At 64.5% G+C, this 23,600-nt stretch carries 22 protein-coding genes and 1 tRNA gene; 11 read left to right on the forward strand and 12 right to left on the reverse strand.

What is annotated here, in order from left to right:
• Window positions 1–24 precede the first annotated feature (24 nt).
• The 3 genes from nadA to BMZ02_RS06860 all read right to left on the reverse strand — a co-directional run bounded on the left by nadA (window position 25) and on the right by BMZ02_RS06860 (window position 2,880).
• Window positions 25–1,107 carry a quinolinate synthase NadA gene (nadA, locus tag BMZ02_RS06850; RefSeq protein ID WP_091641254.1) on the reverse strand — a complete coding sequence of 361 codons (1,083 nt, stop codon included), beginning with the start codon at window positions 1,105–1,107 and terminating at the stop codon, window positions 25–27.
• 30 nt (window positions 1,108–1,137) lie between these two features.
• Window positions 1,138–1,779, reverse strand: coding sequence for an NUDIX hydrolase (locus tag BMZ02_RS06855; RefSeq protein WP_091641256.1), 642 nt, complete (start codon window positions 1,777–1,779; stop codon window positions 1,138–1,140).
• 162 nt (window positions 1,780–1,941) lie between these two features.
• Window positions 1,942–2,880 carry a universal stress protein gene (locus BMZ02_RS06860; protein WP_091641258.1) on the reverse strand — a complete coding sequence of 313 codons (939 nt, stop codon included), beginning with the start codon at window positions 2,878–2,880 and terminating at the stop codon, window positions 1,942–1,944.
• A 183-nt stretch (window positions 2,881–3,063) separates the two neighbouring features.
• Between BMZ02_RS06860 and BMZ02_RS06865 the strand changes: the two genes are divergently transcribed.
• The 7 genes from BMZ02_RS06865 to BMZ02_RS06895 all read left to right on the forward strand — a co-directional run bounded on the left by BMZ02_RS06865 (window position 3,064) and on the right by BMZ02_RS06895 (window position 10,269).
• Window positions 3,064–3,528: a GspH/FimT family pseudopilin gene (locus tag BMZ02_RS06865; protein WP_091641914.1), complete on the forward strand. Its 465-nt coding sequence runs from the start codon at window positions 3,064–3,066 to the stop codon at window positions 3,526–3,528.
• Window positions 3,528–4,001 carry a type IV pilus modification protein PilV gene (gene pilV / locus BMZ02_RS06870; protein ID WP_245753966.1) on the forward strand — a complete coding sequence of 158 codons (474 nt, stop codon included), beginning with the start codon at window positions 3,528–3,530 and terminating at the stop codon, window positions 3,999–4,001. The genes BMZ02_RS06865 and pilV overlap by 1 nt, the downstream gene beginning before the upstream one ends.
• Window positions 3,998–5,032, forward strand: a complete 1,035-nt coding sequence (locus BMZ02_RS06875; protein WP_091641916.1) for a PilW family protein — start codon at window positions 3,998–4,000, stop codon at window positions 5,030–5,032. Before pilV ends, BMZ02_RS06875 begins: the two co-directional genes overlap by 4 nt.
• Window positions 5,029–5,532 carry a pilus assembly PilX family protein gene (locus BMZ02_RS06880; RefSeq protein ID WP_245753967.1) on the forward strand — a complete coding sequence of 168 codons (504 nt, stop codon included), beginning with the start codon at window positions 5,029–5,031 and terminating at the stop codon, window positions 5,530–5,532. The genes BMZ02_RS06875 and BMZ02_RS06880 overlap by 4 nt, the downstream gene beginning before the upstream one ends.
• A gap of 92 nt (window positions 5,533–5,624) precedes the next feature.
• The gene (locus tag BMZ02_RS06885; protein WP_245753968.1) at window positions 5,625–9,179 is read left to right on the forward strand and encodes a pilus assembly protein; all 3,555 of its coding nucleotides are present in this window, start codon (window positions 5,625–5,627) and stop codon (window positions 9,177–9,179) included.
• A 46-nt stretch (window positions 9,180–9,225) separates the two neighbouring features.
• Window positions 9,226–9,630, forward strand: coding sequence for a type IV pilin protein (locus BMZ02_RS06890; RefSeq protein ID WP_091641266.1), 405 nt, complete (start codon window positions 9,226–9,228; stop codon window positions 9,628–9,630).
• 87 nt (window positions 9,631–9,717) lie between these two features.
• Window positions 9,718–10,269 carry a GspH/FimT family pseudopilin gene (locus BMZ02_RS06895; RefSeq protein ID WP_091641919.1) on the forward strand — a complete coding sequence of 184 codons (552 nt, stop codon included), beginning with the start codon at window positions 9,718–9,720 and terminating at the stop codon, window positions 10,267–10,269.
• Window positions 10,270–10,409: 140 nt separating this feature from the next.
• Here the strand turns inward: BMZ02_RS06895 and ispH are convergent, their stop codons facing one another.
• The 5 genes from ispH to murJ form a co-directional block, all read right to left on the reverse strand.
• Window positions 10,410–11,378: a 4-hydroxy-3-methylbut-2-enyl diphosphate reductase gene (gene ispH, locus BMZ02_RS06900; protein WP_091641268.1), complete on the reverse strand. Its 969-nt coding sequence runs from the start codon at window positions 11,376–11,378 to the stop codon at window positions 10,410–10,412.
• Between the two features lie 187 nt (window positions 11,379–11,565).
• Complete coding sequence (lspA, locus tag BMZ02_RS06905; RefSeq protein ID WP_171909841.1) at window positions 11,566–12,048, reverse strand: signal peptidase II; 483 nt, start codon at window positions 12,046–12,048, stop codon at window positions 11,566–11,568.
• A gap of 2 nt (window positions 12,049–12,050) precedes the next feature.
• Entirely contained in the window at window positions 12,051–14,888 is a 2,838-nt protein-coding gene (gene ileS / locus BMZ02_RS06910) for an isoleucine--tRNA ligase (RefSeq protein WP_091641271.1), read from the reverse strand.
• A 74-nt stretch (window positions 14,889–14,962) separates the two neighbouring features.
• Window positions 14,963–15,919 (reverse strand): bifunctional riboflavin kinase/FAD synthetase, encoded by a 957-nt coding sequence (gene ribF, locus BMZ02_RS06915; protein WP_091641273.1) that lies wholly within the window; start codon window positions 15,917–15,919, stop codon window positions 14,963–14,965.
• 43 nt (window positions 15,920–15,962) lie between these two features.
• Entirely contained in the window at window positions 15,963–17,558 is a 1,596-nt protein-coding gene (gene murJ / locus BMZ02_RS06920; RefSeq protein ID WP_091641276.1) for a murein biosynthesis integral membrane protein MurJ, read from the reverse strand.
• 182 nt (window positions 17,559–17,740) lie between these two features.
• Here murJ and rpsT point away from each other — a divergent pair, with 182 nt between their 5' ends.
• The gene (gene rpsT, locus BMZ02_RS06925; RefSeq protein WP_091641279.1) at window positions 17,741–18,004 is read left to right on the forward strand and encodes a 30S ribosomal protein S20; all 264 of its coding nucleotides are present in this window, start codon (window positions 17,741–17,743) and stop codon (window positions 18,002–18,004) included.
• A 69-nt stretch (window positions 18,005–18,073) separates the two neighbouring features.
• On the opposite strand, the gene proB is transcribed toward rpsT, so the two are convergent.
• From proB to rplU, 4 genes are all read right to left on the reverse strand, one after another.
• On the reverse strand, window positions 18,074–19,198 hold the full coding sequence (gene proB / locus BMZ02_RS06930) for a glutamate 5-kinase (protein WP_091641281.1): 1,125 nt from the start codon (window positions 19,196–19,198) through the stop codon (window positions 18,074–18,076).
• A complete protein-coding gene (gene cgtA / locus BMZ02_RS06935; RefSeq protein ID WP_091641284.1) occupies window positions 19,195–20,232 on the reverse strand; it encodes an Obg family GTPase CgtA in 1,038 nt (345 codons plus the stop codon). The genes proB and cgtA overlap by 4 nt, the downstream gene beginning before the upstream one ends.
• Before the next feature lie 119 nt (window positions 20,233–20,351).
• A complete protein-coding gene (gene rpmA, locus BMZ02_RS06940; protein WP_091641286.1) occupies window positions 20,352–20,609 on the reverse strand; it encodes a 50S ribosomal protein L27 in 258 nt (85 codons plus the stop codon).
• 16 nt (window positions 20,610–20,625) lie between these two features.
• The gene (gene rplU / locus BMZ02_RS06945) at window positions 20,626–20,940 is read right to left on the reverse strand and encodes a 50S ribosomal protein L21 (RefSeq protein ID WP_091641289.1); all 315 of its coding nucleotides are present in this window, start codon (window positions 20,938–20,940) and stop codon (window positions 20,626–20,628) included.
• 214 nt (window positions 20,941–21,154) lie between these two features.
• Between rplU and ispB the strand changes: the two genes are divergently transcribed.
• From ispB to BMZ02_RS06960, 3 genes are all read left to right on the forward strand, one after another.
• Window positions 21,155–22,123: an octaprenyl diphosphate synthase gene (gene ispB, locus BMZ02_RS06950; RefSeq protein ID WP_091641292.1), complete on the forward strand. Its 969-nt coding sequence runs from the start codon at window positions 21,155–21,157 to the stop codon at window positions 22,121–22,123.
• Window positions 22,124–22,142: 19 nt separating this feature from the next.
• Window positions 22,143–22,219 (forward strand) — tRNA-Pro (locus BMZ02_RS06955).
• A gap of 156 nt (window positions 22,220–22,375) precedes the next feature.
• Complete coding sequence (locus tag BMZ02_RS06960; RefSeq protein ID WP_091641295.1) at window positions 22,376–23,563, forward strand: tyrosine-type recombinase/integrase; 1,188 nt, start codon at window positions 22,376–22,378, stop codon at window positions 23,561–23,563.
• The last annotated feature ends 37 nt before the right edge of the window (window positions 23,564–23,600 follow it).

The following is a 23,600-nucleotide window of genomic DNA, read 5'->3' on the forward strand; positions in this document are numbered from 1 at the left end:
TCGGGGGACACCTCGCCCAACCGATCAGGCGTCGCCCGCCCCCTCCACGGTCCGCTGGCGGCTGCGTCCGAACTCGAGCATGCGGCCCAGCGATACCAGCGCCTGTTCCGCCACGCCCGGGTCCACGTGAATCTCGTTGGCGCCGGTTTCCAGGGTGCCGGCCAGGCTGCGCAGGCCATTCATGGCCATCCACGGACAGTGCGCACAACTGCTGCAGGTGGCACTGCGCCCCGCCGTGGGCGCCTCCAGCAGCGTTTTGTCGGGTGCTGCCTCCCGCATCTTGTGAAAAATCCCCGCGTCGGTGGCCACCACGAAGGTCTGCGCATCCATGGTCTGAACGGCCTTGAGCAACTGGGAGGTGGAGCCGACCACGTCAGCTTGGGCCACCACACCCGCCGGCGACTCGGGATGGACGAGGATGCGGGCATCGGGATGCTCCGCACGCACTTTGTCCAGCTCGATGGCCTTGAACTCCTCGTGGACGATGCAGGCGCCGTCCCAGAACACCATGTCCGCGCCGGTCTGCTGTTGCACGTAACCACCGAGGTGCTTGTCCGGCGCCCACAGGATCTTCTCGCCCCGCTCGTGCAGATGCCGGATGACGTCCACGGCGATGCTGGAGGTCACCACCCAGTCCGCGCGCGCCTTCACAGCCGCGCTGGTGTTGGCGTAAACCACCACGGTGCGGTCGGGGTGCTGGTCACAGAATGCGGCGAACTCGTCCGGCGGACAGCCCAGGTCCAGCGAACACGTCGCCTCGAGATCCGGCATCAGCACCCGTTTCTCCGGGCTCAGGATCTTGGCGGTCTCGCCCATGAAGCGCACGCCGGCCACGACTACGGTCCGCCCCGGATGCTCATAGCCGAAACGGGCCATTTCCAGGGAGTCGGAGACGATGCCGCCGGTCTCGTCCGCCAGGATCTGCAGGTCCGGCGCCGTGTAGTAGTGCGCCACCAGCACGGCGTCCTGAGCGCGCAGCTGCTCGCGAATCCGGCCCATCAGCCGCTCGCGCTCGCCTGCGCCCAGCTGTTCACTGGCCGTAAACGGCTGCTCCCGGAAAAACCGGACCGGTGCTGCCTCCGCCTCGACCGACTGTACCTTGCTCATGCCATCAACCTCCGACCCGCAGGCCGCTGCCTACTTGATGATTTCCACCCGGTCCGACCGGGTGACGCGGAACAGCCGGGCCGGCCGGTGCTTGCCGGCGCGGAACCACTCGCCGGTATCCTCGATACACGGCAGGTTCCTGACCCGTTTGCGAAAGTTCCGCTTGTCCAGGGGTTCGCCGAGGATGGTCTCGTAAACCGACTGGAGCTCGCTCAAGGTGAACCGCTCGCCCATGAACTGCAGGGCAATGTTGGAGTAATCCAGTTTCGCCGCCAGCCGACGATGGGCCAGCTCGACGATGTCCCGATGGTCGAAGGCCAGCTCCGGCAACGCTCCGGCGGGCATCCACGCGAGCTGATCGTCACCATCGGCAAACGGGGCGATCCGCTCCGGGGGGACCAGCGCGTAGTAGGACACGGACACCACCCTGCCGCGCGGATCCCGACGGGGCGCACCAAAGCTGTAGAGCTGCTCCAGGTAGACGCCCCGCACACCCGTCTTCTCACCGAGCATCCTGTTGGCGCAGTCATCGAGCGCTTCATCGGCGGGAACCATGCCACCCGGTAGCGCCCAGCGACCGGCAAACGGCTCGCCGCTGCGGCGCACGAGCAGCACGCGCAGGCACTGATCGCGGATGGTAAAGACCACCACGTCCGTCGCCAGGCCTGTCATCGTCCCGTCCGCCACCGCTGATGACTCCAGTGTTACACCGTCGGACGACGTTAGTGTCTTTCCTACACTATGTCAATCAGGCAATGATGCGGCCGAAGATGGTAAAGGCGGGGGATACGGTCTGCGACGGCGTCCGGAAACCGCCGCAGACCGTTACACCGATCAGTGAACGATCGTGACCGGGCAGTGCGCACCGTGCACGACGCGCCGGCTGACGCTACCCATGAGGAAGTTCTCCAGCCGGCTGAGGCCGCGGGCGCCAATGATGACCTCGCCCTCGCCCACTTCGCGACTGTAGGCGTTGATGGCCGTGGCCGGGTCACCACCGCGGCGGACGTCCACAACCTCGATGCCGGCGGTGCCGATGCGCTCGCGCGCCTGGGCGAACGCCTTGGCCGCCGATTCATCCGCCAGCTTGCTGAAGCTGTGCTCGGAGAATGGGCCAATGCCCGCCATCTCGGCCATGCTCCCGCCCACTCCGGGAATCTCCCGCGGCGAACTGGGGAACACGTGCAGCAGGTGGATGGCCGCGCCCGTGCTCCCGGCCAGCATGGCTGCATGCCGCACCGCTGCCATGGAGGGGTCGGACCCGTCCACCGGCACCACCAGCACGCGGCCGGCGACGTCATCCTCGTCGCTCACCACGGTCACCGGACAGGTGGCGTTGTACAGCACCCCTTCGCTGACGCTGCCGAGCAGAAACTCGCGCACCCGGCCGAGCCCGCGGCGTCCCATGACGATCATCGGGGCATCGCTGGCCCGGGCGTGCGTGGCCACGGCATTTGCAGGGTCCCCCGCGAGGGTCCGCTCGGTCATGGCCACGGCATCATCCGGCAACAGGCTGCGGGCGCGACTGAAGGCGCGCGACGCACTGTCCGCGCGCATGGCCTCGAAGGCGTCCTCGGTCATGCGCGAGACCACTGCCTGCTCCACCGTATTGCCAAGCCGCTCCATGAGCGCGCGGGGTGATTCCGGGAAGGCGTGCAACAGCTCGACACTGGCGCCGAGGGCGCGTGCCAGGCGGTCGGCATACCGGGCGCCTGCCGCTGCGTGACGGGAGCCGTCAACGGGCACCAGGATGGTCTTGATCGATTCAGTCATTGTCGTCCTCCTCCGCAGTGAATACGCCGTAGTGTGACCAGCCTCTCACCGCGGCGAATTGATGCAGATTAAGTATGGTGCTGATTCCCGAGGGAGCCACCGCGTAACCGCTCGTCTGCCGTAAACGGCAGCCCGTCGCCGGCCGGGTAGGCACGCGCGCAACCACCGGATATAGATAGGGCCATGCATAAGGAGAAGGGATTCACACTGATCGAGCTGATGGTGGCCATCGCTGTCATGGGCGTGCTGCTGACCGTGGGCATCCCCGGTTTCCAGTACCTGATGCAGAGCAGTCAGATCTCAACCCAGACCAATGAATTGGTGACTGCCCTTTCAACGGCGCGGAGCGAGGCCGTGCGTCAGAACGCCGAAGTTACCGTTGAGCCTGTCGGTTCAGAGTGGGGAAACGGCTTCCGCGTGATGCTAGATGACTCCGGTGAACCTCTCCGGGTTTTTGATGGCTCCGATTCGGTCAACATTACAGGTGACGCCGAGGAAGTGAATTTCCTCGGCGACGGTTCACGCGGCTTCGACGCAGACCGCATCACCTTCAACATTACTCCACTGGACGATTGTTTCGGGGACATGCAGAGGACGATCACGATCACTGCCGGCGGCAGCATCCGGTCAGAGAGAGGACCATGCTAATGCGCCAACAAGGCTACAGCCTGCTCGAGGTGCTTATCGCCCTCCTTGTACTCTCCATCGGCCTGCTGGGGCTGGCCGGCCTGCAAACCGCGAGTCTGCAGAGCAATCAGTCCGCCGCTCAAGTGTCTCAGGCGACGTTCCTGGCTCACGACATGTTCGACCGGATGCGGGCCAACCGTGATGACGCTCTGGACAATCGCTACTCGGTGGCCTTTTCCAACAGCAGCGACGATTTCAGCGGAGATTCACTGACGGACTTTGATCGCGCGGAATGGCTGCGTCAAATGGAGTCGGTTATCCCGGGAACGCGTGAGACCGGCTGCGGCGAGGACGGCGGCGAGCAGGCGTGCGGAGCATCCGTCAACGTCGACGGGAACGGTCGCGCTGAAATCACCATACGCTGGGTCAACACACGCCTGGACGAAGGCGACGATCAGCGTTTACAGAGCTTTACCACGGTGACACACCTATGAAGGGCAATTTCCTGAGAAAGTCCCGGACCAAAGGCGTGTCGCTGATCGAGCTGATGGTGGCGATGTTGATCGGTTTGATCCTGATGGCCGGGGTTGTGCAGATCTATCTTGGTACCACCGCAACCAACCGTGCTCAGGAAGGCCTGTCCCGAGTGCAGGAGAACGCCCGCTTCGCAATGGAAGTCCTGACCCGCAACATACGCATGGGCGGACACTCGCTGTGTACCGGCCAGCAAACGGTAAGCGAACTGGATGTGCGCCTGCGTGCATCCAACGCAGGCATGCTCCCCGTGAACGGGGGATCACTGGACTTGGCCCGCGCTGTTCACGGGGTCGACAGCGCCGCCGATCTGTGGGGCAGTGACGAGCCGGGTAACCTCGTAGCAGGCACGCCTGCACTCCGGCTGATGCACGCTGAAGGGGTTTCCACGAACGCTGCAGACGAGAGCTTCCAGGGCGGTAACTTCGATATCTCGGGGAACCCCTCGGAGATCGACCAGGGGGACCTCGTCATGGTGACGGATTGCGAGACCGCGGACGTGTTTCGGGTCATCAACACCACGGCGGGCGAGGCGAGCGGCACCATCAACATCAATCACGCCCAGGAAAACGACCCACACAACTGGAACGAGATCGACAACAACTACAACGAAGAATCCCAAGTCGCCCGGTTCGCGAAGAGGGCTTTCTATATCGGCACGAACGGCCAGGGGACCCCCTCACTCTACATGCGACGCAGCAGTGGGGACGCCTTGGAGATCGTTGAAAACATCGAAGCGATGACGTTCGCCTATGGCATCGACACCTCCAATGACGGTCAGGTGGATCGTTACGAGGAGGCGGGCGACGTGAATGACTGGGAGGCCGTTCTGAGTATTCGCGTTGCGGTTCTCGTACGCAGCGAAGAAGTGCTCTCAGAGGCCCGCGGTACCACGTACGACATGCTCGGCCAGGAAACGCTGCAATTCAACGATCGACGGATTCGTCAACTCGCAGTTTCGACCGTCTCGCTGAGGAATCGCCTGCCATGACATCGCGTTTACCGAAAGCGCCTCGCAAGAACCCGGCTCCGCGCATGTCCCAGCCGCGCTGGAATGCCCAACGAGGCGCCGTACTGGTGGTATCGCTCGTGCTCCTGGCGGTGATGACGCTGATCGGCGTATTCGCCATGCGGGGCACCACGCTCGAGGAGCGAATGGCCGGCAACCTGCGGGATCGTGACATGGCGTTTCAGGCCGCCGAAGGCGCATTGCGTGAAGCGGAGCGGGAATTCAGTCGGAGCATGGCTCTTCAGGACCCAACCTCCGACAGCTGGGAGGATCGGCTGGATCAGGGCTTCGAATACACTCCGGAAGCATCGGGTAATTTCCAACTAGCGGCGCCTGCCCAATATGTCATCGAAGAATTTCCACCTGAAGCAGATCTGGAAGGCCGGCCACTCGGGGATGATCGCCGCTACCGGGTGACGGCGCGCGCGGTCGGCGGTTCCACCGAAGCGGTTGTGGTACTCCAGACCGAGTTCCGCAGATAACCAGGCCCTGCAGACTCAGTCGCACCTTCGCAGGCCATCGACACATGCAAACGCGACCGGGTGGTCATCAGATCAGGATGAGGGGATCGAAAATGTCCAGGGATTTCAGCAGCACGGACTCTGCGCTTAAGCTCAGCAGGCTTGCAGCAACGGCTGCAGTGATGAGCCTCGGCAGTACGTCGCTGGCGCACGCAGAGATTGCCCAAAAACCGCTGTTCATGACCGGTCCTGGCAAACCACCTAACATCCTCCTGATTCCAGACACCTCGGAGAGCATGCAAGAAGGACCTGACGGGCGCCTGGCGATGGACCGGGATGACCCGGCCTGCCAGCCAGGCCCCGACCTGGAACCCGACATTGACTTCGACCGGGACCCCGATGCAGACCACTGCCCGGCCGGCGCCCGAAACCCGGGCAGCAAGGCCAGCATCGTCAAACGCGTTGGCCTTGACCTGGTCGACCGCTATCAGGGCCTCATAGACTTGGGGCTGCTGTCCTACCAGCAGGCACCGGCTAGCAACACCCGCGACGATTTCAACGACGGCGGTACTGTCCGATGGCGCTTGGTGGAACGCGCAATCGACGTCCGCTTCAGCCAGGACGATGAGCTCGGAGGCGATTGGGACGAAGACTTCGATGGTTCCTGGGACTCGGATACCAAACGGTTCCGCGTCCCTCATCCGACCGATGATAACCTCTGGATCTTTTTCAACGATGGCGTCCCGGGATACCTCTGGAACACGGGCGCTGATGGCGCCGCCGGCGTACCGGAGTTTGACCGTACGGAATTCTACTGGCGCAACAACCCGGGTGGGGCCGACTTCGACAACATGACAGCGTACGAATCGCTGCAGACATGGAATCCCGGCGACGGACAGTTTGATACCGACAGCAGCCTGTGGCTTGGAAACGAAGCGGGGTCGTTTCAGGTATTTCTGGTGGACAGCCAGCGCCAGAGAAACATCGACTCCTGGGGTCAACGCGCAGCATTCCTGCAGATGAATCAGTTGGAGTGGCGCTCCACGACATCCCCAGGTCTCGGCTATCTGCACGTCCCCATCGGAGGAACCAATGCAGATGGTTCCGTGGACACTGATCATTGGGACCAGATTCGCACCAAACTTCAACCGCAACGGCACGACTGGGATGGCTCCGGCAACCCCATGGTGGATCCAGAATGGCCCCTGATCGCCTCCGGGCTGACCCCGCTTCAGGGCACCATGCGCACGGCGCGCGATTACTTCCTTGGTGAAAGGCAGAACTTCGGCAGCGCACAGGGAAACCCTTTACCCCAGGGCACGCCTGATATTCCTGAAAGCTGCGACGTCAACGCCGCAATCTGGGTGACGGATGGGCTGCCCTCGGTAAGCGCCGACGGAACGGAACGTGGCGATGATTTCGATCTCGCTCTTGAGGAAGCTGAAGAAGCTATCCGCTCGTTCTACGAAGACACGGAGGAGGAATTCGGCGAGGGGGTATCCACCTACATTGTAGGCTTTGCCCTTCCTCCCGGTCTGAGTGCGGTTACCGACGAGTCGAATCCACTGGACATTCTGGCTGAAGCCGGCGGAACAGGCTCGGCCTTTGACGCGACCAGTGAAGAAGGTCTGGATGCAGCGATGAACCAGATTTTTTCTCAGGTTGTCCAAGAAGCTCAGGGCAGTGCTGGCGCCGTGGCAGCCAACACGACAAGCCTCCAGGCGGGAGCTGCGATCTTTCAGGCCGGCTTCGACGCCAGCGACTGGTCTGGCGAATTACAGGCGTTCAGAGTCTCCAATCCCCAATCGGAAGAAACGGGCGAGGACGCCGACCTTGTATCTGACTCTCCTGCCTGGGATGCGGAGTCACAACTCCCGTCCGCTCCAGCCCGGGAGATTCTGACCTGGGTTCCAGACGAAGAGGCGGACGGCGACGACCCCTGGACCCAAGGCACCACGACTACGTTCGATTACGACAACCTTGGCGAACCGCAGCAAGCCTATCTCGACGCCAACGACGACCGTGGTCCGGACCGTGTGGCATGGCTGCGCGGAGATTCCTCGAACGAAGGCGTCGGCGCCGACGATCTGCGTTCCCGCATCAACCTGCTTGGCGATATTGTTCACTCGGAGCCGCTGTTCGTCCACAGCGAGAACTTCGGGTATTCACAACTCGACAGCGGCGGCGACTCGTACGCAGAAGCCCGGCAATCCTGGCAGGACACCTCTCCCAAGGTCCTGGTCGCGGCCAACGACGGAAAACTACACGCATTCGACGGTCGCCTGCCCTGCGACAGCAATGGAGCATCCAACGGCATCCCCTGCTCGTCGCAAGGCGGCACGGAGCTGTTCAGCGTCGTGCCCAACAGTGTCTATAGCAAGCTGACGAACCTGACCGATCCGGACCACTCGCGAGAATACGTACTCGATGGCTCCCCGCAGTTGGGCCATGTGTACGACAGGGGCTCGTGGCGCCGTATCGCTGTCGTCGCCCAGGGTCGCGGTGGCTCCGGAGTGATGGCCGTCGATATCGACTCCCGGGAGGTGCTTTGGGAAATCGACGACAGCCACTCAGACCTTCTTGGAGCGGTAATCGGTGATCCCGTACTCGCCAAAGCGCCCAGTGGAGACTGGATCACGATCATACCGAACGGGCCGGGTAGCGAGGACGGCCGGGCTGGTTTCCTGATATTGGACACGGTCTCCGGTGAACTCTTGAACACATGGATACCGGAGGGTGAGAGCAACACGGACGACAACGGCATGTTCAGCCCCGTAACCGCGGACATGAACGGCGACTTCCGGGCAGACCGGGTCTATGCCGGTGATCTTCAGGGCAATCTGTGGCGCCTGGATCTTACTGATCAGAACCCTGGGAGCTGGGATGCACCAGGCTTTCTCAATGAGGATCCACTCTTCCAGACGGACGTGCCCGCTGGCGAAGAGGGTCGACAGCCGATTACCGCGCGGCCGGCACTTGCCCGAGGGTCCGGCGGCGAACTCGGCATCTTCTTCGGCACTGGTCAGTTCTTTGCGGTCGGAGACGATAACGTCGACCAGTCATATATCCAGAGTCTGTACGGTATCCGCGATAATGATCAGGCGGCCCTGCCCTCCAGGGACCAACTCCTGGAACAGGAAATTTTCTGGGAAGGTGACGACTTCGGCTTCGAACTGCGGGCGACCACCGACAATACGCTTGAAGGCGAACGCGGCTGGGTAATGGATCTGGTCTCCCCGAACGAAGGCTTTGAAGGAGAGCGCGTAACCGAGGGAGCCTTGGTCCGCGGAGGTGACCGGGTCGTCTTTTCGACCTTGATACCCACTGCCGATGAGGACCCCTGTCAGCCCGGCGGCGGTACCGGATGGATCATGGAATTCAACGCATTCACCGGCGAAAGGCTTGAGCGCTCCCCGTGGGATCTAAGTGGCGACGGATTCGGCGAAGAAAGCTTCGCGGACACCAGCGAAGGGAGCCTGCCAACGAGTGGCATCCGGTCGCCGGTGGGAATTCCTTCTCAGCCTCGCGTGATGGAGCCGGCCCCGGACGACCCCGATCAGGGTCGGGAGTATAAGATTCCAGCCGGCTCTGACGGAGAAATCTGGGACGACATGCCGGATGAAGAGCGGTCCGGATACTCGTGGAGAACGTGGCGCCAGATCCGCTGACGTGCCCCATTCCGCGCAAGCCCATTAGAAAAAACGGTGAATAGAAATGACACGGACGCCTACCAGAGGTTTCAGCCTGATTGAACTGATGGTTGTGGTCGCCATCGTTGGCATACTCGCGACCATCGGCTACCCGGCGTACCAGAATCATGTGGAGAACACGCGACGTGCGGACGCCCACAGTGCGCTCATGCAGGCTGCGCAAAGCCTGGAACGCTGCTACACGCAGACGCAGTCCTACATGGATGGGGATGGCCTTTGCATCGACCCTGCTGACTACAGTACCGACTTCTACTCCTTGCAAAGCGTGGATGAGAACGAGGGGCCCAATACGTTCGAGCTGCGGGCCCAACCCGATGGGGCGCAAGTCAATGATGACTGCGGCGCACTTACGCTAACCCACACCGGCCAGCGGGGCGCAGTGGACGGGAATACAAGTAATTGCTGGTAGGGCCGCAATACCGGGGCTCTGCAGAACATCGAGACTGACGCACATAACGTACGCCCGCGAGGACATCACCTCTGGAGCGCAATTGCCATGGAACGGCAATCTCACTCGGGTTTCACTTTGGTGGAACTCCTGATCGTATTGGCCGTCGCGGCAATACTATTCGGTGTTGCCATCCCTTCGTTCACCGGTCTCATTGAACACGAGCGAAGCGAGGCCAGTCTGAACGACCTTCGCACCGGGCTGCATCAGGCTCGCGAGTACGCGATACGAAACGGGATGCAGGTGACTGCCTGCCGCAGCACCGACGGCTCGGCCTGCCTGGCAGGTGAGCGGTGGAGCGAGGGGTGGATCGTGTTCGAAGACCCCGCCAATAGGCGGGATTGCAACGCCGAAACCGATGGTCGGTGCGACCACGGCGGCCGTGTTCTGTCGATCAGTCCTGGGCTTGATACCGGCGCGTACATCACCACCAACCAGTTCGTGAGTGACACGGTGCGCTTCTCTCCCCTTGGGGATGCGCGTGCATCCAACGGGACATTCACGGCATGCAATGCCGAAGGAGAAGTCCTGCGGGGGATGGTGCTGGCATTTTCGGGGAGGATGCGGGTGGCCCGAGACGGAGAGAACAACGCGTGCTGACGGGGCACCCGACGGTTGTCGGTCTGGTCTGGGGGCTTCTTTGGTGGACCTGAAGGTCCACCCTACGGCTGGCGGCTTGGTCTGGAGGCTGCGATGGTGGACCTGAAGGTCCACCCTACGGGCATCGGGGTGCGGGCTGGCTAGGTGGCGGCGCGTTCCTTGCCTGCGCGGACAAGGTCACGCGGAAGGGAAAAGACGACCTGCTCTTCGCGGCCGGCGAGTTCCCGGGGCTTTTCCACGCCCCATTCCTGGAGGCGATCCAGCACTTCGGTCACCAGCTCTTCCGGCGCCGACGCCCCTGCTGTCAGGCCAATGTGCTCGTGACCGCGGACCCACTCTTCACGCAGATCCTCGGCCGAGTCAATCTGGTAGGCAGGGATGCCCATGCGCTCGCCCAGCTCCCGCAGGCGGGTGGAGTTGGATGAGTTGCGGGCGCCGACGACGATGAGCATGTCGGATTGCTGCGCGAGCTCCTTCACGGCGTCCTGGCGGTTCTGGGTGGCGTAGCAGATATCGTCCTTGCGCGGGCCCTGGATTGCGGGGAATCGCGCCTGCAGCGCTTCGATGATCTCTGCCGTATCGTCGGTGGACAGCGTGGTCTGGCTGACGAAGGCCAGATCGGCGGCGTTCTTCACCTCCAGAGTGGCCACGTCCTCCGTTTTCTCCACCAGGTAGATGCCGCCCTCGTCGGAGCGGTCACCCACATACTGCCCCATGGTGCCTTCCACCTCGGGGTGGCCGTCGTGGCCGATGAGCACCACTTCGCGGCCCTCCCGCGCGTGCTTCTCCACTTCCAGGTGGACCTTGGTCACCAGCGGGCACGTGGCATCGAACACACGCAGACCGCGCTCGGCCGCTTCGTCCCGCACGGCCTGGGAGACACCATGGGCGCTGAAAATCACCGTGGCACCATCCGGGATCTCATGGACCTCGTCCACGAACACCGCGCCCTTGCTACGCAGGCCGTCCACCACGCGCTTGTTGTGTACCACTTCATGACGCACGTAGATGGGCGCGCCGAAGTTCTCCAGCGCCCGCTCCACGATAATGATGGCGCGGTCGACACCGGCACAGAAGCCGCGGGGGTTGGCGAGCAGGATACGGGGCATGGCAGTCATTCCAGAAAAGCGCTTCGAGGCGCCATTGTAGTGGGTGCGGCGGATCGGGACAAAAGGAATTCCGGGGCGTGCGAGCGGCCGGCCGTTGGCGCATGCGCAGGACCCGCAGGACCCGTAGGGTGGACCTTCAGGTCCACCATCGTCGTGTGTGCGGTCACGGTGGACCTGAAGGTCCACCCTACGGCTGCTTACGGTCGTCCAGGAAGAAGGCGTGGATCAGAATCAGGACCACACCGACGGTGATGGCGGAGTCCGCCACGTTGAAGATGGGGTAGTGCCAGTCACGCCAGTAGACGTGGATGAAATCGATCACGTGGCCGTAGGCGATGCGATCGATCACGTTACCCACGGCGCCGCCCAGGATCAGTGCCAGCCCCCAGGTCTGCCAGCGATCCCACGGCGGTAACCGGCGCAGCCAGATGACCAGCGCCACGCTGACCACCAGCGCAAACCCGGTGAACAGCCACCGCTGCCAGCCGCCGGCATCACCGAGGAGGCTGAACGCCGCCCCGGGGTTGTAGCTGAGGGTGAGATTGAGCACCGGCAGCAGCGCCACCGGCTGGAGGTAATCCAGCCAGGCGTCCGCCAGCAGCTTGGTGGCCTGGTCGAGCACCACCACCGAGCCTGCCACCAGGAGCCACAGGGGCACGAACCGGCGCATGGTCAGGCCACGTTGCGGGTTTCGCCGTCGGCATCGACGTTGGCCACGCACCGCCCGCACAGCTCGGGATGGGCGGCGTAGGCACCAACGTCATGCCGGCGGTGCCAGCAGCGGGTGCACTTCTCGTGGCCCGAGCGCACCGCGACGATGCCCAGGGTGCCGCCCTGCTCCAGCTCGGCGCGCGCGGCCTTGCCGGGCATGTCCGACGCCGGGTGCAGACGCGCCTCCGACGTGATGAGCAGGAAGCGCAGCTCGTCACCCAGGCGCTGCAGCTGTGCCAGCAACTCCGGCTCGCAGTAGAGATCCACTTCGGCATCCAGGGAGGCGCCGATGTGGTTATCCGCACGCAGGGCTTCCAGCTCCCGGGCCACCGCCTCGCGAACCTCGGTGACGCCGCTCCAGAATGCGCGGTCGAACCCGTCCTCGCCGCTCAGCTCGAACAGGCCCTGATACCACTCGGCGGTGAAGACCGTGGCGCCGCGCTCGCCGGGCAGATGCTGCCAGATCTCGTCGGCGGTGAAGCTGAGAATGGGCGTGATCCAGCGCACCAGCGCCTCGGCGATGTGGTACATGGCCGTCTGGCAGGAGCGCCGTGCCAGGCTGTCCGCCGGCGTGGTGTACTGCCGGTCCTTGGTCACGTCCAGGTACAGGCTGCCCATGTCCACCGCACAGAAGTTGTGGATGCGGTGGTAGATGCGGTGGAACTCGTACTGGTCATAGCAGCGCACGATGTCGTCCTGCGCCTGCAGGGCACGATCCACGGCCCAGCGGTCGAAGGGCAGCATGCGCTCCGGGCTGACCATGTCGGTCGCCGGGTCGAACCCGGCCAGATTGCCGAGCAGGAAGCGCGCGGTGTTGCGGATGCGGCGGTAGGCATCGGCCGTGCGCTTGAGGATGTCGTCGGAGACAGCCAGCTCACCACTGTAGTCGGACGAGGCGACCCACAGCCGCAGCACGTCGGCCCCGAGCTTGTTCATCACCTCCTGGGGAGCAATGACGTTACCCAGGGACTTGGACATCTTGCGGCCGTCGGCGTCCACGGTGAAGCCGTGGGTGAGCACGCTGCGATAGGGCGCATGGCCGCGCATGGCCACGGAGGTGAGCAGGGACGACTGGAACCAGCCCCGGTGCTGATCCGAGCCTTCCAGGTACAGATCCGCCGGCACGCGCAGGCGCTCGTCCGACTCCAGCACGGTGGCATGGGTCACGCCGGAGTCGAACCAGACGTCGAGGATGTCGCGGACCTTTTCGTACTGATCCGCCTCGGCGCCGAGCAGATCGGCGGGATCCAGGTCGTACCAGGCGTCGATGCCGTCGGCTTCCATGCGGGTCGCCACTTCTTCCAGCAGACGCGGCGTCTCCGGATGGGGCTCACCGGTGCGCTTGTCCACGAACAGGGCGATGGGCACGCCCCAGTTGCGCTGCCGGGAGATGCACCAGTCCGGCCGGTTGCGCACCATGCCGTCGATACGGCTCTGGCCCCATGCCGGCATCCAGCGCACCTGGCTGATGGCGCCCAGGGCGTTGGTGCGCAGACCCGCCTGCTCCAGGTTGATGAACCACTGGGGCGTTGCCCGGAACAGAATCGGGGTCTTGTGGCGCCAGCAGCAGGGGTAGCTGTGCTGGTAGCGCTGATGCGCCAGCAGCGCGCCGCGCTCCTGCAGGAGGCTGACCAGGCTGCTGTTGGCGTCGAAGGCGAACTCCCCCGCCACATGCGGGGTGTCGGGCAGGAAGCGGCCATCGTCACCCACCGGATTGACCACATCAAGGCCGTAGGCCTGGCCGACCACGTAGTCCTCCTGACCGTGACCGGGGGCGGTATGGACGGCACCGGTGCCGGCATCCGTGGTGACGTGTTCGCCAAGCACCACGGGCACCTGCAGCTCCAGGAACGGATGATTCAGGGTGACGCGCTCCAGCGGCGCACCCGGCAACCGGGCAAGCTCGTCCACCTCGGTCATGCCGTAGCGGCCCAGGGCGGCCTCGTCGAGGCCATCCACCAGCAGCAGGGCTTCCCGCTCGCCCTCGCGCTCGACCAGCACCAGCCGGTAGTCCAGCTCCGGGTGCAGCGCCACGGCGCGGTTGGCGGGCAGCGTCCAGGGCGTGGTGGTCCAGATCGGGATGGACACCCGCAGGCCGCCCAGCAGCCCGGCGTCGATGCCGACGCGGGCGGCGAAGTCCTCGATGTCCGCCACGGTGAAGCGCACGTCAATGGCCGGCGAGGTGTGGTCATGATATTCCACCTCGGCCTCCGCCAGGGCGGAGCCGCAGTCGGCACACCAGTGCACCGGCTTGAAGCCGCGATCCATGTGGCCTTCGCCCATGATGCGGCCCAGCGCCCGCAGGATGTTGGCCTCGGTGCCATACGCCATGGTCAGGTAGGGGCGATCCCAGTCGCCGAGCACGCCGAGGCGTTTGAAATCGCGGCGCTGCCCCTCCACCTGCCGCATGGCAAAGGCGCGGCAGGCGTCACGAAACTCGCGCAGGGAGACATCCTGCCCCGCCTTGCCCACGTCCTGCTCCACCTTGAGCTCGATGGGCAGGCCGTGGCAGTCCCAGCCCGGCACGTAGGGCGCGTCGTAGCCGTCCATGGTGCGGCTCTTGACGATGATGTCCTTGATGATCTTGTTGACGGCGTGGCCGATGTGGATGTCCCCGTTCGCGTACGGGGGGCCGTCGTGCAGGATGAACGTCTCGCGCCCTGCCCGCTCGCGGCGGATGGTGCCGTAGAGATCCATGTCCGCCCAGCGCTGCAGGGTCTCCGGCTCACGCTTGGCCAGATTCCCGCGCATGGGGAAGTCGGTCTTCGGCAGGTTCAGGGTGTGTTTGTAGTCGCTCACCGGTCCACTCGCTCCACTCTATCCAGCAAATTCCGCCAAACAGGGAAGTTTATCAGATCGCGCGCGCGGACGATTCAGGCATCCGTCGCAGAACGGCGTACACCGTGTGCGTGATACCAGGCGCGGGCATCATCCACATCCCGCGCGATCTGCTCCCGCAGGGCGTCCAGGGAATCGTAACGCTCCTGGCCGCGCAACCAGTGGCGGAAGGTCACGGTGAGATGCCGGCCGTAGAGGTCGCCGCTGAAATCCAGCAGGTAGACTTCCAGCAGCGCCCGGGTGCCGTTCACCGTGGGCCGCGTGCCCATGCTGGCGATCCCGGGGCGCGGGCCGGCGCCGTCGCCGATGTCGATATCCGCCACCAGGATGGCGTCCATGGTCGGCCGCCGGCGCAGCCGGATGTTGGCCGTGGGGAAGCCCAGCTCGCGGCCGATGCGGTCCCCGTTCACCACGCGCCCGGAGAGCTGATACGGATGACCAAGCAGCCGCTCGGCCAGCACCAGATCGCCCCGCTCCAGAGCCTCGCGCACCCGTGTGCTGCTGGCACGGGCACCGTCGATCTCGAACGTCGGTGTGCGCTCCAGCTCGAAACCGTGCGCGTGGCTGGCCGCCTCCAGGGTGGCGAAATCGCCGGCACGGCGATGCCCGAACCGGAAATCGTCACCCACGATCAGGAACTGCACGCCCAGGCGCCGCAGGAGCAGATCCTCGATGAACGTCTCCGGCGCCATGCCCGACAGGGACGGCCGGAACGGCAGGCAGAGAAAGCGATCCACCCCGGCGGTCTCCAGTGCGCACGCCTTGTCGCGCAGGGGCGTGATCCGGGCAGGCGCCTCCTCCGGGCGGAAGACTTCCAGCGGGTGGGGCTCGAAACTCATGGCCAGCGTCGGCAGGCCGAGGCGGTCTCCGGCTTCGCGCAGCCGCTTGAGAATGCACTGATGCCCCAGGTGCACGCCGTCGAAATTACCGATGGTCGCCACGCAGCCCCGGTGGTGCGGCTTGAGATTGTACTGCCCGCGAATCAGTTCCATACCATTCCCGTTCCGTCACGCGCGCCGGCGGTGTTCTTCGTTTTCAGGGTTCCCGCAGGGTCCGCGGCCGCAGCCCCAGCAGCAGCAGGCTCGCACCATACAGCGCCATACCGAGGAGCAACCAGCCGAACAGTGCGCCGATCCGCTCCAGCAGGGTGCCATCGATCCACGCCTGCAGGTCGGCCATGCCGAACAGGAGCACGCCGCCCATGATCGCAGACGCCAGCCCCACCTGCAGCAGCAGCCGCCCCCAGCCGGCGCCCGGCCGGTACACCCCGCGCCGGCGCAGCCCCGTGAACAGCATGCCCGCATTGAGGCTGGCGGCGATGCCCGTGGCGAGCGCCAGGGCCGCGTGCCCCACTTCGGTATCCATGAGCAGCATGACCGCCGTAATGCTGAGCACCATATTACAGACCATGCTGACGGCGGCGTACTTCACCGGCGTGGTCATGTCCTGACGGGCGAAGAACCCCGGCGAGAGCACCTTGACGAGAATGAACCCGTGCAGCCCGATGGCGTAGGCCATGACGCTGAGCGTCGCCGCACGCGTATCGGCGGCGGTGAACGCACCGTGCTGGAACAGCGTCGCCAGGATCGGGCCGGCCATCACCGCCAGCCCTACCGTGGCCGGGGTGGCGATGAGTACGCCCCAGCGCAGGGCCCAGTCCAGGGTCCGGGAGAACTGCTCCGGCGAGCGTGCGGCGTGCTCGCTGGACAGCCGCGGGAGGATGACCGTGCCCAGGGCGACGCCGAACACGCCCAGCGGGAACTCCATGAGCCGGTCCGAGTAGTACAGCCAACTGACGCTCCCGGTAATCAGGAACGACGCGAGAATGGTGTCCACCAGCAGGTTGATCTGCGCCACCGAGGAGCCGAACAGTGCCGGCAGCATGAGGCGCATGATCCGCCGCACCCCGGAATCGCGCCAGTTCGGTCGCGGCAACGTCAGCATGCCCACGGCACGGAGGAACGGCAGCATCAGCAGCAACTGCAGAATGCCGGCAATGAACACGCCCCAGGCCAGCGCCTTGATGGGTTCGTCGAACCACGCCGTCCACCACCAGGCGCTGGCGATGAGCACCAGGTTCAGCAGCACCGGCGCGAATGCGGGCGGACCGAAGCGGCCGTAAGTGTTCAGCACCCCCTGGGCACACGCCACCAGGGAGATGAACAACAGATAGGGGAACGTGATCCGCAGCATGTCGGCGGCCATGCCGAACGTCTCCGGATCATCCATGAACCCGGGCGCGAACAGCATCACCAGGTAATCCGAAGCGAGCACCGCGGCGATGGTGAGCACCAGCAGAATCAGCAGCAGCGTGCCGGAGGCACGGCCCACGAGCGCACGCACGGCTGCCTGGTCCTGCTGAGTGCGGTACTCCGAGAGCACCGGCACGAATGCCTGGGAGAAGGCGCCCTCGGCGAACAGCCGGCGCATGAAGTTGGGAATCTTGAAGGCGACAAAGAACGCGTCGGTGGCCGCGCTGGAGCCGAACACGTTGGCAATCACCACGTCCCGGGCCAGGCCCAGCACGCGGGAGACCATGGTCAGGCCACCGAACACGGCAGTGGAGCGGAACAGGCTCACGACGCCCTCCCCGCGTCGCGCTCCCGCCGGCGGAGCCGACTGGTGATCCATGCCTTCGTCAAGCCAATGCCTCCTTTCACCGCGGCCGGGTTGATCCCTGCCGAAAGCCCGCGATCATAGCAGCCCCGCCCGCGGACATGGAGGCGCGCGAAATCCGGTTGACAGAGCGCCCCGAAATCCGCATATTACGTGCCCTTTCCGGAACTTGATGAAGATCGTCAGGAGCTTAAACCTTGGCTAACTCGCCGCAAGCACGGAAACGTGCCATCCAGAACGACGCCCGGCGTCTGCATAACAAGTCGCGTCGCTCCATGATGCGCACGAAGATCAAGAGTGTCATCAAGGCCATCAAGGCCGGTGACAAGCAGAAGGCGCAGGACGCCTATCAGGCTGCCGTGCCGCTGATCGACCGGATGGCCAACAAGGGCATCATCCACAAGAACAAGGCCGCACGGCACAAGAGCCGCCTGAACGCGCACATCCGCGCCCTGGGCTGAGCCTGTTCCGTACGCTGCAGATGCCGCCGTTCCCCTCGGGGTTCGGCGGTATTTGTGTGTGCAGTCCGGCTACGTCAGCACCAGGTTGTCGCGATGGATGAGCTCCGGTTCATCCACGTAGCCAAGCAGCTCCTCGATCTGCGCGCTCGGTGCGCCCTTGATGCGCCGCGCTTCATTGGTGTCGTAGTTCACCAACCCTCTCGCCACCTCCCGCCCCTCGGGGGACAGGCAGGCCACGATCTCGCCGCGTGAGAACCGCCCGTCAACAGCGGTCACCCCCACCGGCAGCAGGCTGCTCCCGGACTCGCGCAGGACGCGCACGGCGCCGGAATCCAGCCACAGGCGCCCCTTGGCCGTCATCTGGCTGGCCAGCCACTGCTTGCGCGCCCCCAGCGGCTCCCGCGCCGGACGCAGATACGTGCCCACGGGCTCACCCTGGCGCACACGCGCCAGCACCCCTGCTTCACGCCCGGAGGCGATCACCGTCGCTGCACCGGAGCGTGCCGCGCGTGCGGCGGCGCGCACCTTGCTCAGCATGCCACCACGGCCGTACTGGCCTGCGCCACCACCACAGAGCCGTTCCAGCTCCGGGTCGCCGGCGTCGCCCTCGGCGATGAGCTGCGCGTCGGGGTTCTCCCGGGGGTCGCTCTCGAACAGGCCATCCTGGTCGGTGAGGATGACGAGCTGCTCGGCTTCAACCAGGTTGGCCACCAGCGCGGCCAGGGTGTCGTTGTCACTGAACCGGAACTCGTCCGTGGCGACCGTGTCGTTCTCGTTCACCACCGGCACCACGCCAAGCTCCAGCAGCGTACGGAGGGTGGTGCGTGCGTTGAGATAGCGCTGCCGGTCGCTGAGGTCGTCGTGGGTGAGCAGCACCTGCGCGGTGTGCAGACCGTACTTCTGGAACTCCGCCTCGTAGGTGTGCACCAGCCCCATCTGGCCCACGGCAGCGGCGGCCTGAAGCTTGTAGAGCTCCCGCGGCCGAGCCATCCAGCCCAGACGCTGCATCCCTTCGGCCACGGCACCGGACGACACCAGGGTGACCTGGATGCCGGCCTTCTGCAGCGCCACCAGCTCGTCCACCCAGCCCGCAATCCGGGTCCCGTCCAGCCCCCGGCCATCGTTGGTCACCAGTGCGCTACCGACCTTCACCACCCATTTCCGGGTGGCCTCTCCATCCTGTCGCTCACTCATGCGCCGGCCTCATCTGCGTCCTCGCGCATCCGCTCCAGGCGTGCCATGACATCCATGCACAGGGCGCGCGTTCCGTCTCCCGTGAGGCCGGAGATCGCATACACCGGCCCGTCCCAGCCCATGGCCTCGACCAGCTCCTGCTTCCACGCCTCGCGCTCGTCCTCGGGCAGCAGATCCAGCTTGTTCAGCACCAGCCACCGCTCCGTGCGCGCCAGCTCCGGGCTGAACCGCGCCAGCTCCTCCGCCACGCCGACAGCATCGTCGATGGGGTCCTGTTGGGGGTCCATCGGCGCGGCATCGACGAGGTGCAGGAGCAGCCGGGTGCGACTGAGATGCTTGAGAAACCGCACCCCCAGCCCCGCCCCTTCGGACGCACCACGGATCAGCCCGGGGATATCCGCGATAACGAAGCTCTGGTCCGGACCGACGCTGACCACGCCCAGGTTCGGGTGCAGGGTGGTGAACGGGTAATCGGCGACGCGGGGTTTCGCGGCCGACACCGCGCGGATGAACGTGGACTTGCCCGCGTTCGGCATCCCCAGCAGGCCAACATCGGCCAGCACCTGCAGCTCAAGCTCCAGGTGGCGGTCCTCGCCGGGTTTGCCGGACGTGGTCTGTTCCGGCGCGCGATTGGTGGAGCTCTTGAAATGCAGGTTGCCGAGGCCGCCACGCCCCCCTTTCGCCACCAGCAGGCGCTGGCCGTGCTCGGTGAGGTCGCCCAGCTGCTCGCCGGTCTCGCGCACGCGGATGACCGTGCCGATGGGCACCGGGATGGTCACATCCTGACCACTGCGCCCGGTTCGCTGGCTGCCCATGCCGTTCTCGCCGCGTTCGGCACGGAAGCGCTTCTGATGCCGGAAATCGGCCAGGGTGTTCAGCCCTTCGTTGGCCTCCAGCCACACGCTGCCGCCCGCGCCACCATCACCGCCATCGGGGCCGCCGAAGGGCACGAATTTCTCCCGCCGGAAACTGGCAGAGCCATCACCGCCATTGCCGGCGGCCACATGGATGGTGACTTCATCGAGGAATTTCATGGGAGACGTCGCTCAGCCTTGACCAACTGCCGCATTATGAACGCAAACGGGGAATACCCGACAACAAAAAACCCCGTGCGAAGACGGGGTTTTTCCGGAGCGTCGCATTGTGATCGCAATCAGTGGCTGCGAACGCTCACGAACTTGCGGTTCCGCGGACCCTTGCGCTCGAACACCACCTTGCCGCCCGCTTTCGCGAACAGGGTGTGATCGCGGCCAACGCCCACGCCTTCACCCGCGTGGAAATGGGTGCCGCGCTGACGAACCAGGATGTTACCCGGCACGACTTCCTGGCCACCAAACCGCTTCACGCCAAGGCGCTTCGACTCGGAATCGCGGCCGTTGCGCGTGCTACCGCCTGCCTTTTTATGTGCCATTTGCTGCTCCTGGAAATCAGCCTGCGGAAATACCGGTAATCTTGACTTCGGTGTAGGGCTGACGATGCCCTTTCATGCGCCGGTAGTTCTGGCGGCGCTTGAATTTGACGATCCGCACCTTGTCACCCTTGCCGGCGTCGGTCACTTCGGCCTTGACCTTGCTGCCGTCCAGAACCGGGGTACCGATCTTCACGTCATTTCCGTCGGAAACGAGAAGCACCTGGTCGAACTCGATGGATGCCCCCTGCTCGGCGTCAAGCTTTTCGACGCGCAGGATGTCCCCTTCGGAGACGCGGTACTGCTTGCCTCCGGTTTTGATCACGGCGTACATGGTCCGTTAACTCTCCGTCGCTGAATTCGCGTTACATAGATGCGGTGAGAAGGCGCGAGATAATAGCGCCTGTACCGACCAAGGTCAAACTGAACCGTCACTTGACACCCCAAGGGGCCGCACCTAGTGTAAGGCTCCGCTAACACGTCGCCTGTCGGGCGACCCTCGGAGACCGGCTCGCCGGATGGCCCACGCAGCTCACCCGCAGACCCCCATGACCATAGATGATATCCGCGCGCTGATGGCGGAGGACATGTCGGCGGTGGACCGGCTCATTCAGGACCGGTTGCGGTCGGATGTGGTCCTGATCAACCAGCTCGGCGCCTACATCATCAACAGCGGCGGCAAACGCCTGCGCCCGCTTCAGGTGCTCCTGGCCGCGCGCGCGTGCGGTTATGAAGGTGAGGCCCACCGAGAGCTGGCGGCGGTGGTGGAGTTCATCCACACCGCCACGCTGCTCCATGACGATGTGGTGGACTCCTCCTCCAGGCGCCGGGGCAAGGCCACCGCCAACGAACTCTGGGGCAACCAGGCCAGCGTGCTGGTCGGCGACTTCCTCTACTCGCGCGCGTTCGAGATGATGGTGAGCGTCGGCCGCATGCCGGTGATGGAGATCATGGCGCGCACCACCAACACCATCGCCGAGGGCGAGGTGATGCAGCTGCTCAACGTCAACGAGCCCGACACCACGGAAGAGAACTACCTCCGGGTGATCTACTGCAAGACGGCGACACTGTTCGAAGCGGCCGCACAACTGGGTGGCGTGCTCGCCGATCAGCCCGAGCCGGTGTGCCAGGGCCTGGCCGAATACGGTCGCCAGCTCGGCACCGCATTCCAGCTCGTGGACGACGCCCTGGACTATACCGGCGACGCCGCCGCGACCGGCAAGAACGTGGGTGACGACCTGGCGGAAGGCAAGCCGACCATGCCGCTCATCCACGCCATGCGCCAGGGTTCACCGGAACAGGCCGCCACCATCCGCAAGGCGATCGAGCAGGGCGGCCGCGACGATATCGACGCGATTCTCGAAGCGATTGAAACGACCGGCGCGATCACCTATACTCGCGCCCTCGCTGAACAGGCAGTGGAAAAAGCCATCGCCAGTCTTGGGTGCCTGCCCGAGTCGCCCTACCGGACGTCGATGGAGTCACTGGCCAAATTCAGCGTGGAGCGCGACTACTGACGCGCCGGAATTGCATTATCGGGGTGTAGCTCAGTCTGGTAGAGCACTGCCTTCGGGAGGCAGGGGTCGTAGGTTCAAATCCTGCCACCCCGACCATACAAATCAACGACTTCCCGACGTCGTTGGCCGAAAACCCTTCGCTTCGCGGACCTATGCAGGACGTTTGCAGGACCGGGAGGTGAAGGGTTTTTTGCGTTTGGTGTTATCGAGGATCCCTTCCCTTCTGTATTCACCTGTATATGGGAGGGTTCCATGGGAACCATCATCAAGCGCAAAGGACCGGACGGCCGGGCCGTCTACCAGATCCAGATCCGGGTCAAGAACCCCCACGACAGCAAACGTTACAATCACACACAGACCTTCGACACCCGGCGCGAGGCCAAGGTCTGGCTTCGGGACCATGAAGGCGAGATCCGCCGGCAGCTTAAGGCCAACCCGCAGGACGCCGGCGCGTTCACGCTGGCGGATGCCTGTCGCCGCTACATCACCGACATCTGCCCCACCCTTAAGGGAGGTGAGTCTGATACGGGCCGACTGGAGCGGTGGATTCGCCGTCACCCGATGCGCAACGTGCCGCTCGCTGAACTTCATCGGGGCCAGCTCTCGGACTGGCGCGACGACCGCCTGGATGTGGTTAAACCCAGCACGGTGAAGAAGGAGCTCGGGCTCTTCAGCCGCGTCATCGAAGCGGCCATCCAGGACTGGGGGTACGACCTGAGAGAAAACCCGGTCAAGCGGATTCGTAAGCCAAAGTCCAATGATGCCCGCGATCGCCGACTCCGCGGCCCTGAAGAAGCCTACCTCCTGCAAGCCGCTCTCCCTGAACGGCAACCGGGCTATCACAACCACCCCGCTCGCAACACGTCCATGGAGGCTATCCTGATCCTCGCGATCGAGACGGGGATGCGCCGCAGCGAGATTACACGTCTGGAATGGCGTCACGTGTTCGAGGACGAAGGCTACGCCCTTCTAAAGGACACAAAGAACGGACACGATCGCGAGATTCTACTCACCAGGCGGGCATCCGAGACGCTCGCCCGGCTAAGGGACGCGAGTGCAGGAGAGCACGTCTCCCCCTACTCCGTTGAAGCGATTCGCAACGCGTGGCGCCGCATTCTGATACGGGCACGCAACGCCTACCATGCCGACTGCAAGGCCCAAGACCAGACGCCCGATCCCGCACTGTTCGCGAATCTGACGTTTCACGACCTCAGGCACGAGCAAGCAGGGTGCCACCCCCGCCAGTCCGTAGCCCTTCCCGCGTTAGCAACTCGCTACTGCGCATGTCACCGCCGCTGGTCTCACTCCACTGGATATCTGACGCTGTGCGCCTCGCCGACCGTCCTGGTCGGTTTTCCCACGCCCGAGATTCCAAAGCGGCTGTGGTACTCCCAGTGCAGGTCATCGCCCATGGCCAGAGCCTTACGCTCACGGCTGTGACATGCTCCGCACAGCATCCTCTTCGGACGCCGTTACA

The sequence above is a fragment of the Aquisalimonas asiatica genome (assembly GCF_900110585.1).
GTDB classification, from domain to species: Bacteria; Pseudomonadota; Gammaproteobacteria; order Nitrococcales; family Aquisalimonadaceae; genus Aquisalimonas; species Aquisalimonas asiatica.